The sequence below is a fragment of the Saliniramus fredricksonii genome (assembly GCF_900094735.1).
Classification (GTDB): domain Bacteria; phylum Pseudomonadota; class Alphaproteobacteria; order Rhizobiales; family Beijerinckiaceae; genus Saliniramus; species Saliniramus fredricksonii.
Window position 1 is genome coordinate 1,058,075 of record NZ_FMBM01000002.1, and the last position, 14,128, is coordinate 1,072,202.

General features: G+C 65.2%; 14 protein-coding genes. 7 read left to right on the plus strand and 7 right to left on the minus strand.

Going from position 1 to position 14,128, the window contains the following annotated elements; genetic code table 11:
• Positions 1–116 precede the first annotated feature (116 nt).
• Positions 117–2,618, minus strand: a complete 2,502-nt coding sequence (locus tag GA0071312_RS11480) for a cation:proton antiporter (RefSeq protein ID WP_074445083.1) — start codon at positions 2,616–2,618, stop codon at positions 117–119.
• A 195-nt stretch (positions 2,619–2,813) separates the two neighbouring features.
• On the opposite strand from GA0071312_RS11480, the gene GA0071312_RS11485 reads away from it, so the two are divergent.
• The 4 genes from GA0071312_RS11485 (at position 2,814) to GA0071312_RS11500 (ending at position 5,148) form a co-directional block, all read left to right on the plus strand.
• Entirely contained in the window at positions 2,814–3,137 is a 324-nt protein-coding gene (locus tag GA0071312_RS11485; protein ID WP_074445084.1) for a hypothetical protein, read from the plus strand.
• Positions 3,138–3,225: 88 nt separating this feature from the next.
• Positions 3,226–3,507, plus strand: coding sequence for a hypothetical protein (locus GA0071312_RS11490; protein ID WP_074445085.1), 282 nt, complete (start codon positions 3,226–3,228; stop codon positions 3,505–3,507).
• A gap of 115 nt (positions 3,508–3,622) precedes the next feature.
• The gene (locus GA0071312_RS11495) at positions 3,623–4,474 is read left to right on the plus strand and encodes an isochorismatase family protein (protein WP_074445086.1); all 852 of its coding nucleotides are present in this window, start codon (positions 3,623–3,625) and stop codon (positions 4,472–4,474) included.
• Between the two features lie 101 nt (positions 4,475–4,575).
• Complete coding sequence (locus GA0071312_RS11500; protein WP_074445087.1) at positions 4,576–5,148, plus strand: hypothetical protein; 573 nt, start codon at positions 4,576–4,578, stop codon at positions 5,146–5,148.
• A 127-nt stretch (positions 5,149–5,275) separates the two neighbouring features.
• On the opposite strand, the gene fliP is transcribed toward GA0071312_RS11500, so the two are convergent.
• From fliP to GA0071312_RS11520, 4 genes are read right to left on the minus strand one after another with little or no spacing between them, the layout of a single operon-like run.
• On the minus strand, positions 5,276–6,040 hold the full coding sequence (gene fliP, locus GA0071312_RS11505; RefSeq protein ID WP_108721864.1) for a flagellar type III secretion system pore protein FliP: 765 nt from the start codon (positions 6,038–6,040) through the stop codon (positions 5,276–5,278).
• A complete protein-coding gene (locus GA0071312_RS11510) occupies positions 6,037–6,591 on the minus strand; it encodes a flagellar basal body-associated FliL family protein (RefSeq protein ID WP_238947191.1) in 555 nt (184 codons plus the stop codon). The genes fliP and GA0071312_RS11510 overlap by 4 nt, the downstream gene beginning before the upstream one ends.
• A 37-nt stretch (positions 6,592–6,628) precedes the next feature.
• Positions 6,629–7,342, minus strand: a complete 714-nt coding sequence (gene flgH / locus GA0071312_RS11515; RefSeq protein ID WP_074445088.1) for a flagellar basal body L-ring protein FlgH — start codon at positions 7,340–7,342, stop codon at positions 6,629–6,631.
• Complete coding sequence (locus tag GA0071312_RS11520; RefSeq protein ID WP_083204523.1) at positions 7,339–7,887, minus strand: MotE family protein; 549 nt, start codon at positions 7,885–7,887, stop codon at positions 7,339–7,341. The genes flgH and GA0071312_RS11520 overlap by 4 nt, the downstream gene beginning before the upstream one ends.
• Before the next feature lie 287 nt (positions 7,888–8,174).
• Here GA0071312_RS11520 and GA0071312_RS19990 point away from each other — a divergent pair, with 287 nt between their 5' ends.
• Positions 8,175–8,555: a response regulator gene (locus tag GA0071312_RS19990; RefSeq protein ID WP_165604020.1), complete on the plus strand. Its 381-nt coding sequence runs from the start codon at positions 8,175–8,177 to the stop codon at positions 8,553–8,555.
• 43 nt (positions 8,556–8,598) lie between these two features.
• Here the strand turns inward: GA0071312_RS19990 and GA0071312_RS11530 are convergent, their stop codons facing one another.
• Positions 8,599–9,288, minus strand: a complete 690-nt coding sequence (locus GA0071312_RS11530) for an SH3 domain-containing protein (protein WP_074445090.1) — start codon at positions 9,286–9,288, stop codon at positions 8,599–8,601.
• 213 nt (positions 9,289–9,501) lie between these two features.
• Here GA0071312_RS11530 and GA0071312_RS11535 point away from each other — a divergent pair, with 213 nt between their 5' ends.
• On the plus strand, positions 9,502–10,905 hold the full coding sequence (locus GA0071312_RS11535) for a TIGR03808 family TAT-translocated repetitive protein (protein WP_165604021.1): 1,404 nt from the start codon (positions 9,502–9,504) through the stop codon (positions 10,903–10,905).
• Positions 10,906–11,043: 138 nt separating this feature from the next.
• Positions 11,044–11,685 carry a DUF6198 family protein gene (locus GA0071312_RS11540; protein ID WP_238947192.1) on the plus strand — a complete coding sequence of 214 codons (642 nt, stop codon included), beginning with the start codon at positions 11,044–11,046 and terminating at the stop codon, positions 11,683–11,685.
• Here the strand turns inward: GA0071312_RS11540 and GA0071312_RS11545 are convergent.
• Entirely contained in the window at positions 11,648–13,984 is a 2,337-nt protein-coding gene (locus tag GA0071312_RS11545) for a xanthine dehydrogenase family protein molybdopterin-binding subunit (protein ID WP_074445091.1), read from the minus strand. The genes GA0071312_RS11540 and GA0071312_RS11545 overlap by 38 nt on opposite strands.
• Between the last annotated feature and the right edge of the window lie 144 nt (positions 13,985–14,128).

Sequence of the window (14,128 nt, forward strand, 5' to 3'; positions counted from 1 at the left end):
CTGATGGAGCGTGTTCTTCGAACGCCAGGCTCAGATTGAAGGCGCTGGACCCATCCTCGCTGCAGCTTGCCTCCGTGGTCGCTATGGAACATGACGAGCATCACGAATCCGCCTCCTCAGCCCGGTAAACCGGGCTCATCAATCGTCACCCCGCGCCGCCTCGCGCTCTCCGCCACCGCATTGCGGATGGTTTCGCTGCGTCTCATCAGGCGACGGAAGCTCGGTTCGTCGAGGACGAGCAGGGCGCAATGGCTGATCGCGGTGACCTGGATGTGGCGGGTCTGGCGGCTGAGCAGGGCGAGCTGGCCGAACATCTCGCCGCGTCCCAGCCTGTGCTTCTGGCCGGCCATCTCGATCTCGACCGCGCCGGAGGCGATGAAGCAGACGTCGCGGGGCGTCTCCCATTTGCGCATGAGGACGTCGCCCGGCTGCACGTAGCGCGCTTTCAGGACGCGCGCGAGCTGCGAACGGCCTTCCTCGCTCATTTCCGCAAAAAGCGGGAAGCGGCGAATGAGTTCGGTCTTCTGCACGGCCAGATCGAGTGCGGGGCGCGTTTCGGCGCGTTTGCGCTTGTCTGCGAGTTCCTGCTTGAGCGTCGTGAACAGTTCGCGCCCGATCAAGCCGTCCTGACGAAGGGTATCGTATTCGCGCTCCTCCAGCCGCAGGGCGATGCGCCGGATGAAGCGCCGCTCGATTTCCTCGGCGTAGCCGGGATATTGCAGACGTAATCCTTCGAGCGCCGATTTCGTCTCATCCTCGCGGCGCTTGAGCAGTTCATGCAGCAGATCCGCCACGCGTCGTCCGTGGATACGCCGGATCTTGCCGTCGATATGGCCGTGCAGGTCGCGCAGGATCAGCCGCTGGTTGAGCATGATCTCGAACCGGTCCGCCGTCATCCGCGCCAGCGGGCCGGACATGCGCAGACGGTTGTGAAGCAGCACGGCAAAGCCGTACCAGCGTCCCCGCGCGAGGCTCACGCGACCCGTGGCACGGTACTGGTCGCGACCACCACTGCGTGTTCGCTCGATCAGGCGATCGGCATCCGAGAGCATGCGCTCGGCCAGCCGCGCCGAGATCAGCTGTTCGCGGAACGTGTCGAGGATCATGTCGCGCTCCCGGCCCGCCAGAGCGACGAGGCCGAGCGTGATGCGGTCACGGTCGAGAATATCGTCCAGTGTCTCCGCCTTCTGCATGGCGGTGTCGAGGCGCGCGGCAAAGCGTTTGGCCTCGGATCTGACGATCTCGCGGTTCAGTTCATGCCGTTTCGCCGTGCCGGCGACCTCCTCGCGCACATTGGCGAGCGCCACGGCGATGACCTGGTTGGCGAGGGCGCGATCAAGCGGGGATAACTTGTCGAGCCCGAGATACGTGATCACCCGGCGCAGCGTCGTTCCCTGAACCAGCAGCGTGAACAGCGTGAAGCCTGTGGCGAGGATGCCCACCTCGCGCTTGATGTCGATGGTGACGCGCAGGTTTTCCGTCACTGCCAGGGCGAGGGCGAGGGTGACGGCGCCGCGCAGCCCGCCCCAGAGAATCGCGACCCGGTAGGCCGGCTCGACCCGCGGCGAGAGCCCCAGCCAGGTCAGCGACGGCAGAATGGCATAGAGAATGAACAGCCTGGCCGCCATGGCCGCGACCACGACGACAGCGATCAGAAACAGATCCCATGCCTGAATATCGGCGAGAAGCCCCGGCACCAGCAGCGCCGCGAGAAGGAAGATCAGTGCACCCGCCCAATGCGCGAGCAGGTCCCACACCTCACGCAGCCAGGCCCAATTGGCCGGAGAGAGCCGCCCGGGGCCGAGATAGTTCAGCGTCATCCCCGCCATGACCACGGCGATCACACCTGAGAATCCGAACCAGCGCTCGGCGATCAGATAGGTGAGATAGGGCAGTGCGACGCTGAGCGAGATCTGGGCCAGTGGAAAGCGCCCGAGCCAGGCCAGCGTCATCGCACAGAACCGCGCCGCAACCCAGCCGACGGTGAGGCCGCCGAAGATCAGGACGGGAAATGTGACCAGCGCGTCGCGCAGGGTGGGGTTGGGCACTCCCATCATCACGAAGGTCAGGAAAAAGCCGAAAAGCGCGATGGCGGCCGCGTCGTTCAACAGGCTCTCGCCCTCGACGATCCGCGTCAGCCGCTGCGGCGCGGCAATGTTGCGGAAGATCGAGACCACGGCTGACGGGTCGGTCGTCGCGACGATGGCGCCGAGCATCAGGCAGGCCGCCAGCGGGAGGCTGGTGAAGGGCGTGAGCGCGAAGCCGATCGCGAATGTGGCGACGATGACCGCGAGCACGGCCATGACCAGGATCGGCACCCAGTCATCCGCCATGCGCCGCAGGTTCAGTCCGAGCGAGACCTGGAAAAGCAGCGTGGGCAGAAGAACATAGAGAAAGACATTTGAGCGGATGCTGAAATCGAAGACGAGGAAGGTCTCGGGAATGCCGAACAGAAACGGCCCGGTATCCACTGCATAGATCGCAAGAATGCCGATGATCACGCCGATGATGGCCAGGACCACGGTGTAGGGCAGTCTTGTGCGCTCGGCCAGTGGCTCGCTGAGTGAGATGATGATGAAGAGGCCGGCGACGACGCCGACGATCGTGATGACATCCATGATCTGGCCGAAGGCCGGGTAACGGCGCGAGAGGAACGCAAAGCGCGTGCCCTGTTCTGGCCGCGGCGAGGCTGCCCGTCAACCGCTCATGCGTGCCACGCGACATGGATAAGCCGCAAAGCGCAGATATTGCGCTCAATCGCTGCAGCAGGCATACTGATAAAGGGCATCTTGTCGCAGCGGGAGGGCGCGGGCATGACGATTGACGGTTCGGGTTTGCCGATGCGGCTGGCTGCACTGTTCTGCGCGCTGTTCCTGCTGATCGTCCCGGCGCTGCCGGTCGAATCCGGCCCCGCGAACGGGGCGCAGAGCGCTTCCGGTATCGACGCGGCCCTGACGGCGCAGCCGCTCATCATCGCCCCCGCGCCCATGGAGGGCGAGGAGGGTCTCGGCACGCCGGCAGGCCGGTCAGCGGTTCCGGTCCTGTCGCCGACATGTCTGACGGTGCTGCCTGCCGCCGTGCCGGCGTGCAAGCGCGCCATCGCGTTCCGGGCTCGCGCGCCGCCGCTCTCCGTCTGATTGCGACCATTCGACAAGGCGGGATCCGTCTCGCGGATCCGGCAACGCAATCGGCGGCCCCCGAGGCGGCCTTACCGGAAAGATATCGATGTCCATTCAAGCAAATCACGACAAATCCTCGCGCTTCGGCGCCTGGCTCATCGCGATCAGCGCCGTTATCCTCGTGGGTACGGAAGTGATCGGCGTGGCAGCCGCGACCGCCTGGGCGATCGGAGGGCTTTTGCAGCTCGGTTCCATCCTGACCTGGGTGCTCGGCGCCATCCTTTGTGCGGGCGCTGGTTGGGTAACCTGGGTCTTCGCCCGCAATGCCTGGCGTTTGGAGAGCGAGGCTTGCGCCGCGCCGCCGATCGCTTCGGGCCCCCGGGACTGATCCGCCACCGCGCGCGGCGGCACCATTGCCGCGCGCGGCAGCCGGCCACCTTTCCGGAACGGTCGGCGCGCAAAGCCGTTGTGTCGGTAAAGCCAATCCGAGGAGAAAGCCGATCATGATCGATGACGCAAGCGAGATCCGGACCCTGCGTGAGGCCCTGGCGAAACCGCGCAAGCATCGCGACATGGCGATTGCGCAGGAGCCGATGCCCAATCACAGCAAGACGCCCGGCGGGCCGAACCAGACCCCGCTGGCCTTCCGGGCCGCATGGGAGCTGGGGGATCGCCCGCGCCGGATCGCGTTGCTCCTGGATGATTGTCAGGAGGAATATAGGCCTTATGCCGGCGAGATCCTTCCGAAACTCGCCCGTATCGTGAACGCGTTTCGCGAACGGCGCGCGCGCAACGAGGGCGTCTGCATCGCCTGGAGCATCTGGAGCCGGCGCTTTGACGATGGCATTTCCAATGCCATGGACCGCTGGTACGGACCGCGCGGGCTCGATCCGGACAATCCCGAGAACGCGGCTTACGTCTTCACCGGCGCGCCCGGGCTCGAGCCGCTCGCCGAGATCGCGCCAACGCCGGAGGAGCGCGACGCGGGCTGGCTCTATCATGGCAAGCATCTCGACATGTTCTGGACCTTCGACGAGGCGGGCCGGTCCTATCTCGACGAGAAGCTGAAGGCGCTCGATATCGATACCATCGTCATCGTCGGGCTGTGGACGGATGAATGCGTGCTCAGCACCGCCTATGCCGGAAATTCGCGCGGATATGACGTCGTGGTCGTCGGCGATGCCGTTGCGACGGCCACGGCCAATCAGGAAATTGCGCTCAAGGTCGCGAGCAGTACGGTGGCCAAGGTGGTCTCGACGGACGAGATCGTGCGCTACCTTGAGGAGGATTTTGTCGCCGGCAAGCCTGGCGCCGTGAAGGGCAAGTCGCATCCGGACGGACGCCGGGAGGGTTAGGCGCTGCCTCGGGCGCATGCCGCAATGAAAGATTGACAATTTTCTCGAAAGCACTCTTTAAACGTGCTCCAAAGTGATGTTTCGGCGCGATGAGGTATGGTTTGCGTGTAAAACGACATGACGATGTTTGCCTGATCTTCGTGCGCCGGCCAGGCATTCTCCCGATCCTGCTCGCGATTCTCACCTTCACGATGCTCACCCTCGCCATACGCAGCTTGCGCAGCGACGATATGGGGGCGGGTGTAGCTCTCCTCGTCCTGAGCGGCGTCTGCGCAATCGGCATGATCGCCATGACCACGTTTCAGGAACTGCGTTTCGATCGTGCTGCGGGGATCGTCGAGCGGCATACCCGCAGCTTCTTCGGTGCGCAGCGGGTCCGTGTCGCGCTTGGCGATATCGAAGCCGTATCGGTCGATCAGGGCGATGGACGACGCGGGCGCCGCTATTATCGCCCGGTTCTTCTCCTGCGCGATCCGCCGGGCGGAAAGTTCGCGCTCGGCAAAACCTTCAGCCCGTTCCGCGAAGCGCTTCACATGACCCGGATGATCGAGGCCTGGCTTGGACAGATGCGCGCGTCAGGACGCCGTGGAAAGCCGGAGCATCATGCCGTCAGGTGGATACCGGCTGACGGGGACAATGATGCGTCGAACAATGACCTGGAGCGCCCGGCCTGACTTTCGTCATGTCGGAACGCGCTCCAGAGCATCATGCCGTCAGGTGGATACCGGCTGACGGGGACAATGATGCGTCGAACAATGACCTGGAGCGCCCGGCCTGACTTTCGTCATGTCGGAACGCGCTCTAGAAGAATGACCGCACGAGCCCGCCGACGAGCAGGTTCCAGCCGTCGATCAGGATGAAGAACAGGATCTTGAAAGGCAGGGCGATCACCGTGGGCGGCATCATCATCATGCCCATCGACATCAGAATCGTCGCAACCATGATGTCGATCACCAGAAAGGGCAGGGCGATGATGAATCCGATCTCGAAGCCGCGGCGCAATTCCGAGATCATGAAGGCGGGGATCAGCACACGCAGTTCCACCTCCTCCCGCGGTTGAATGGTGCCGAAGCTCTCTTCGGCGAGTTCCACGAACATGGCGAGATCCTGCTCGCGCACATGGGTGAGCATGAATTCGCGGAACGGCTCGACCGTGCGTGCGAAGGCTTCCTCTTCGGTGATCTCGTTTTGCAGCAATGGCTGGAGACCGTCCTGCCAGGCCCGGTCGAAAGTGGGGGCCATGACATAGAAGGTCATGAACAGGGCCAGCGAGATCAGCACGAGATTGGCCGGCGTCGATTGCAGCCCGATCCCCGAGCGCAGGAAGGAGAGCGCCACCACGATACGCGTAAAGCTTGTCACCATGATCATGATGCCCGGCGCGATGGAGAGCACCGTGAGCAGGATGATCAACTGGACAATCCGCCCCGTGGTCGAGGCCTCACCATCGGGAATCAGGTCGCCCAGATCAATCGTCTGGGCCTGCGCGGTCTCTGCCGTGAGAAGCCAGACGGCAAGGCCGAGGCCGAGAGTGAGGGCCGGGAATGCGCCGCGCATCGGTGTCATTGCACGACCAGTGTCTCGAGAATGAGCTCGCGCACACGCCCTTCCGAGCGGATCGTGGCGCGCTCCGACAGATCCTCGCGCAGGAATTGCAGGCCGCTGGCCCCTTCGAGGCGGGCAAGGTCGAGGGTGCGCAGATAGGCCATGATGTCGCCCGAGACCTCCGCCGCGAGCCGCGTGCGCGCTGCTTCATCGGGCTCGTCCAGGACGAGGGCGATATCCGCGCGGATGAAGGTCTCCTGTGGATGGCGCAGATTGGTGACGATGGGTTCGAGGCGGAAGAGGCTGGTCCCCGGTTTGTAGCGCATCGGCTCCGGCGCGGGCGTGGTCTTCGTCTGCTCGACGCTCAGCGCCCGCTCATGCACAATGAAGGCGAGGCCCAGCCCGGTGCCTCCGGCGAGAAGGGTAAGGAGGGCGAGCGCGGCGAGAAAACCGCCCCGACCGGGTTTTACGGCTCCCCCGGTATGGTTGCCGGACGGACCCGCCCCGCCCCGTCCCGCCATGCCGGGATCGTAGACGTCCCGATCCGCGATCGTCGTGACGGCCTTGCTCATGACGCGCATCTCCTCCGGTTACGATCCGTGCCAGGGCTCAGAACGGCGTGACGCGGTCGTAGACCTGCTGGCCCCAGCCCGGCTGCTGCACCTCCATCGAGCGCCCGCGCCCGCCATAGGAGATGCGCGCTTCCGCAATCTTCTCGTAGTCGATGGTGTTGCGCGCGGAGATGTCGCGCGGGCGCACGATGCCCGCGACATTGAGCACGCGCATCTCGTAATTCACGCGCACCTCCTGCGAGCCGCTGATCATCAGGTTGCCGTTGGGCAGGACATTGGTAACGACGGCCGCGACGTTCAGATCGATGCGCTCGGAACGATCGATCGTGCCCTGGCCGCGCGAGTTGGTGCCCGAATTCACCCCGGCGCCGAAATCGCCGCCGACGCCCGGTCCGCCGAGATTGCCGCCGAAATCGAAGCCAATATTCGCTCCCGAATCCCGCGAGCGGCCCGTCGCATTGTTGAGGCGGGCCTGATCGGCCATGCGAATCCGTACCGTCACCACGTCGCCGACCTTCAACGCGCGGGCATCGGCGAAGAGGTTTTCCCGGTTGTCGCTCCACAGGGAATGGTAGGCGCGCTCGCTCTGATCCGGGAACGAGCCGGAGGGGAGGGAGGCGTGATAGGCGGTCAGACCGGAGCCGACCGGGGTCATGCCCGGCTCGACGCCGACCTCGGAGAAATCGGTCGCGCAGCCGGCAAGCAGCACTGAGCCGGCCAGCACCGGCATGATGGCGGAACGGGTCTTCATAGGGCATTCTCCTGGTCGAGGGCCGAGCCGGCGACGGTGCGGGTGAGGAGGGCCGCACGGTCCGGTTCCATTTCGTTGAGGATGGCACTGGCCTGACGCGGGTTGAGTTTGGCGATCACGGCGCTGGCGGTCGGGTTATCCATGACGGCAAGCTGGGCGGCTGCCGCGTCGGGACGCATGCGGGCATAGATTTCGATGACGCCTTCCTCGGCGCGGCGCAGGAAATCTTCCCGCCGCGCGAGGTAGTCCTCATAGGCCGCACGCTCGCGGGCGAGATCTTCGAGCCGCGCTTCAATGCGCGCCTCGATTTCGAGCAGCGCCTGCGCCTGCCACGCGGCGCGGGCTTCGCGGGCGGAATCGTGAATGGCTTCGCAATAGCGCAGTTGATCGGAGGCCTGCTCTGCGGGAACGTCCTCGGCAAATGCGGCGGTGCTGACGAGGCTGAGGATGAGGATGAGACATCCGATCCCCGCGAGCCTGTGGCGCAGCCATTCCCCGCAATACGACTTTCGCCTGATGCTCGCTGTTGCTGCCTTGACCATCATTTATGCCGCACCCTATCCATTGCCTGTGGCAGGGTGTAAGCCTTCAAGCTTGCATCAGGCTGGAGCCGGGATGTAGCAGCGATCAACGTGACTTTTTGCGAGGAGGCGCGCTAAACTCGCGCTTCCGCCGGGATCGCCAGAGGGCGCAGCATCCGCATCGGCGGCGCTATCGGTCGCAGCCGCCATGCGCGCGTGAGTGCGAAGGCTGTACGGGATTGCGGGCTGTGGGGGCCTTGAAGGTTGTTTCGCCGGAATCCGGCGGCGCATGCTTAGGGGAGTTGAGGGGCATGGCTGGAATGGGTGGGGAGACGACCCCCCTGAACGTGCTCGTCGTTGACGACGATCTGCTGATCCAGATGGCGCTCGCCGATATGGTCTGCGAACTCGGGCACGCAGCCGAGTCCGTGACTTCGGCGCAGGAAGCGCTTGATCGTGTGCTTGCGGGCGAAGCCGTGGATCTCGTCATCACGGATCACGCCATGCCGGGTATGACCGGTCTTGAACTCGCGCGCAAATTGCGCGCCGAGCGTCCCGAATTGCCGGTCATGCTCGCGACCGGCTTCGATGAGCTTCCAGGTAATGAGCCGGATGACGACTGGCCGCGTCTGCGCAAGCCCTTTCAACGCGAAGAACTCGTCACCCTGATGACCCGTCTTTGCGGCGCGTGACGGGGCCGCAGGGGATCCATGCGGCCCGATCACCGCTTTGCGATTACTCTTGACGGCGCTCCAGGCGCTGCGGCTCGGCCATTTCCGGCGTGCCGAGCCGGCTCGTGCGCTGTTGCGGCGCGGGTTGCGTGACAGGCTCGCGCTGAGCGGCGGGCATGTCCTGCCGACGCAGCGCGACGTCGTAATCATGGGTCACGGGCGGCGGGATCACATGGGTGCGCACGCTGCTGCGCGGCGCGATGCCACCCTGATGCGGGGGCGTGCCATGGCTCCAGCTGTTGCGGCGTGACGTGCGATAGGCAGGCTCGCGATAATCGCGATAGCCGCGTGCCTCAGCCTCATGGACATACGGACCCCGGGTCTCGAATTCGAAGGAGATGAAGGGCAGAATGCCTCCGCGACGCGGCGCGACGGGGCCGCCGAAATCCAGATAGCGCCCCGATACCCAGCCCGTCGCATTGCGCTGGCTGACATTGCACCAGGCGCTCCCGCGCGTGCAGTTATGCACCAGAACGGGGCTGCCACGGCGCAGCACCGTGATCACGGGATACTGGGTCGAGGGGCCCGTGCGCATGTTCAGATCGTTCACCACGACGGCGCGTTGCGCCTGGGCCGATGTGGCCGGCGCGGCGAATGCGAACAGGATTGCGAGTGCCAGAAGGGCAGCGCAGGAGCGCGCGAACCGGTCGAGCCGGCAGGCCCCGCCGCGCATGATGGCAGATGTCGTCTTCATCGGTTGACCTCGCCTCTCATCGTCCCCGGGTCCAGGTCCAGCCCGGAGCAATAAACCGCAAGGATCGCACATGCCGCTGCGGACAGCCCGCCCGCTTCGTCACGCCTGACCCTCCCCGGCTGACGGTGCAGTCTCTCGCTGCGTTCCACAACCTGATGCGAGCGTCGCGCCCCGGCAAGCAAACGTCAAGGGTTCGATGCTAATTTGATGCGTATGAAGCAGAAACAGATCAATTCCGGACAATCGCCGGCGCAGCCGGATCGCCGCCGCCTGCTCACCGCAGGACTCGCCGTACCGACCGGTCTCGTCGCCGCCGCCGGCGCGCTTGCCGCCGGGGCGGGGGCGGCGCAGGCGGGCTCCGGCGCGAGCCCGATGCTGCGTGATGCCCGCGAATTCGGGATCCGACCCGATTCCGAGGCCGATCAGGCCCCCCTGCTGGAGGCGGCGTTGCGGGAAACGACACGCTCCGGAGCCGGCCTGCATCTTCCGCCGGGTCGGTATCTGGTCGCGGAAGCGCGCCTGCCGGACGGGGCGACGCTGGTTGCAGGCGGCGGCGCCGTGCTGGTTCAGGCGGCTGACGCGCCCATCCTTCACGGGCGCGATCTCGCGCATGTGCGCCTCGCGGGGTTCGGCCTCGAGGGCGCTTCCGGTCATGCTGCGCCGCTTCTCCGGCTCGAACAGGTCACGGATTGCCGGTTGCTGGAGATCGCGGTCGACGGCGCAGCCGGCACGGCTTTCGATCTCAGCGGCTGTGGCGGCCTTGTTGCGCAATGCGCGATCAGTGGTGCGCGTATCGCGGTTTTCGCCAACGACTCCAGCGGCCTTGCCGTCACGGGCAATCTGATCCGCGATTGCAGCGATAACGGGATCCTGGTCTGGCGCGCGTCGAAGGGCGATGACGGCACGCGCGTGCATGGCAACCGGATCGAGCGGATCGGCGCGGCGAGCGGCGGGTCGGGTGAATACGGTAATGCCGTCAACATCTTCCGCGCGGGCGGCGTGATCGTCTCCGACAACGTGATCCGCGAATGCGCCTTCTCCGCCATACGCAACAATGCCGGTGACCGGGTGCAGATGATCGGCAACAATTGCGCCGATTTCGGCGAGGTGGGGCTGTTCACGGAATTCGCATTCGAAGGCTGTGTCATCGCCAACAACATCGTCGAGCGGGCGGCGAACGGGATCGTCTCGACCAATCTCAACGATACCGGACGGCTGGCCGTCATCGCGGGCAATATCGTGCGCGGCAGCTTTCGCCGCCCGGACCCGCTCACCGGCGAGATTCTCTACGGCAACGGTATCTATGCCGAAGCAGACGCCGCGGTCACAGGCAATGTCGTCGAGGATGTCGAGGCTGCGGGGATCGGGCTGGGCTACGGGCCGTATCTGCGCGATGTCAGCGCGGCCAACAACGTGCTGCGCGATTGCGGCTACGGTTTCGCCGTGTCCGTCGTCGATGGCGTGGGGCGCGTACAGATCACGGGCAATCTGATCTCCGGAGCGCGCGAGGCGGCGATCATCGGCCTGCGCTGGACGGAGCCGGCGACGGGGGAACTCCTCAATGGGTCAGATACAGTACCCGCGCATGTCCTTCTGAGCGGCAATCACGCGCATTGAGGCGATGCCGGCTCCGGAGGGATGCGCGTCCGACCGATACTTGCTCAAGTCAGAGTTGTTCCCGCGTCGCTTTTCCGGCATGGGGCTTGCATTTTCATGCTGCATTGCAACATATTCTGCATTGCAGAGGATCATGTGATGAAAATGCGGGCAATATCTGACGAAGGTGATGCCGTGCAGGCAAAAGAGCGTCATCGGCTGTATGAAGACGCGATCGCGCTGGTCATCGGGACCCTGCTGGTCGCGCTCGGGATCACCTTCTATGCGCAGGCGGAAATCCTGACGAGCGGGCTCGCCGGGCTCTCGCTTCTGCTCGATTATGCAAGCGGTTACGGGTTCCCGGTGATCTTCTTTCTGATCAATGTGCCGTTCTTTCTGCTGGCGCTGCGGCGTCTGGGGATGGCCGCGACCTTGCGGACCGTGCTCGCGATCGGTCTCGTCTCGGTCTTCACGCGATATACGCCTGAATGGGTGCGCGTCGACGCGATCGCGCCGCTCTATGCAGCCTTGTTCGGTGGTGTGGTGACCGGTGTGGGACTGCTGGTGCTGTTTCGCCATCGAACCGGGCTCGGCGGCGTCAATCTCGTGGCGATCGACCTGCAGGAGCGCTTCGGCCTGCGCGCCGGTTATGTCCTGCTCGGGGTCGATCTCACCATCCTCGTCGCCGCCGCCTTTCACCTGCCGCCTGACAAGCTCGCGCTCTCGGTGCTCGGCGCCGGCGTTCTCAACATGATCCTCGCGCTCAACCACCGCCCGGAGCGCTATCGCGGGCGCAGCTGATCGCGGCGAAGACGCGGTCGGGCGTGGCCGGCATGTCGAGATGCCTGATGCCGTAGGCGCGATAGAGGGCATCGACGACGGCGTTCATCGTGGCCGGCGTGCCGCCGATCGTGCCGGCTTCGCCCGCGCCCTTCATGCCGAGCGCGTTGGTGGTGCAGGGCACGTTGCGCGTCTCGAAATGGAAGTTCGGCAGATCCGCCGCGCGCGGCAGCCGGTAATCCATCAGCGAGGCGGTGACGAGCTGGCCGCTCTCATCAAAAACGACGCGCTCATGCAGCGCCTGGCCGATCCCCTGTGCGAGCCCGCCATGGACCTGGCCGGCAAGGAGGAGCGGGTTCATGGTCATGCCGAAATCGTCGACGATGGTATAGCGCAGGATCTCGGTCTCGCCGGTCTGCGGGTCGATCTCGACCTCGCAGATATGCGTGCCGTTGGGATAGGTCGCCTCCGGTGGCTTCCATTTGAAATGCGTCTTCAGCGATGCGCCCGCATCAGCGGCCTGGGCGGCGATCTCGGTGAAGCCGATCGCCTTGTCGGTGCCTGCGACGCGCACCGTGCCGTCGCTGATCTCGACATCGCTCTCGGCCGCTTCGAGCATCCGCGCGCCTTCCTCCATCAGCTTCCGGGCGAGTTCGCGCGAGGCGCCGTCCACCGCCGCGCCACCGACGGGAACCGAGCGGGAGCCGCCGGTGCCGCCGCCGGTCTCGATCAGGGCCGTATCGCCCTGGATGACGGTGACCTTCTCCAGCGGCAGATCGAGATGTTGCGAGACGAGCTGCGCATAGGCCGTCATGTGGCCCTGGCCGTTCGACTGCGTGCCGATCAGGACCTCGACGCCGCCATCCGCCTGCATGCTGATATCGGCGCGCTCGGGGCTGCCGCCGGCGCAGGCCTCGATATAGGAGGCCATGCCGATGCCGCGCGCCTTGCCCGCCTTCTTCGAGGCGCGCAGCCGCTCCTTGAAGCCGGCCCAGTCGGCCACCTCCATGGCGCGGCGCATGGCGGCTTCGAATTCACCGGAATCATAGATGCGCCCCACTTGCGTTGTGTGCGGCATCGCTTCGGGCTTGATGAAATTCAGCGCACGCACCGCATCCGGGCTCTTGCCGATCTCGCGGGCAACATGCTCGACCAGCCGCTCGATGACATAGGCCGCCTCCGGACGCCCGGCGCCGCGATAGGCGTCGATCGGCGGGGAGTTGGTGTAATACCCGCGTACCCGCGCATGCACGGCGGGAATGTCGTAGCAGCCGGGAGACATGCGCGCGCCGCCCCAGGGGATGAAGGGCGCGAATTGCGAGAGATAGGCCCCGAGATCAGCCGCGATGTCGATCTTCAGCCCGAGAAAGCGCCCGCGCCGGTCGAGCGCGACTTCGGCACGGGTAAGGTTGTCGCGGCCCTGCGCATCGCCGAGAAAATGCTCGCCGCGCTCGCCGATCCAGGCCACCGGGCGCCCGGTGATGCGTGCCGCGACGGCGCAGAGCGGATATTCGCGATAGACGAAGATCTTGGTGCCGAAGCCCCCTCCCACATCCGGCGTGATCACGCGCAGCTTGGCGCGATCCACCTTGAGGATATGATCGGCAATGGTATTGCGGATATCGTGGACGCCCTGGCTGCCGACGGTCATCGTCCAGCTCTCATGCGCGCCATCATATTCCGCGATACAGGCGCGCGGCTCCATGAAATTGGCGATGAGCCGGTTGTTGACGATGTCGAGCGCCACGGTGCGATGAGCCTTCGCGAAGGCTTTCTCGGTTTTCGGTGCATCGCCGTGATGCGAATCGAAGGCGAGATTGGTGCCGAACTCCGGCCAGACCAGCGAAGCGCCCTGCGCGCGGGCACCCTCGATGCCGACGACGGGTTCGAGGGGCTCGTAATCCACCATGACGGCTTCCGCCGCGTCGCGGGCCTGATCGGCGGTTTCGGCCACGATGAAGGCAAGCGCGTCGCCGACATGCCGGGCGACGTCGCTTGCCAGGACGGGGTAGGGCGGGACCGGCATTTTCGAGCCGTCGCTGTTCTTCACGGCGCCGGGGCAGGGCAGGTCGCCCAGATCGGCGACATCGGCATGCGTCAGGATCGCGGCCACGCCGGGCATGGCGCGGGCCTCGTCGAGACCCGACAGCGTGAAGCGCGCATGGGCGTGGCTTGCGCGCAGCACCTGGGCCATCAATGCTCCCTCGGGGATCATGTCGCCGGTATAGCGACCCGCGCCGGTGAGAAAGCGTTGATCTTCCACCCGTTTCGGCGCCTGGCCGATGCCGAACTTGCGTTGTGACGATGCGACTGCATCCATATCCGCGACTCCTCATGTCCTGATCATGAGGGTTGCGCGTCCGACACGATCCGTCAACGCCCTGATCCGTTGCCGCAATCGCTTGCCATATCGGAAATTCATCAAAAGAAAAGAATCTCCGTTTACGCTGATTGCAGATTTTGA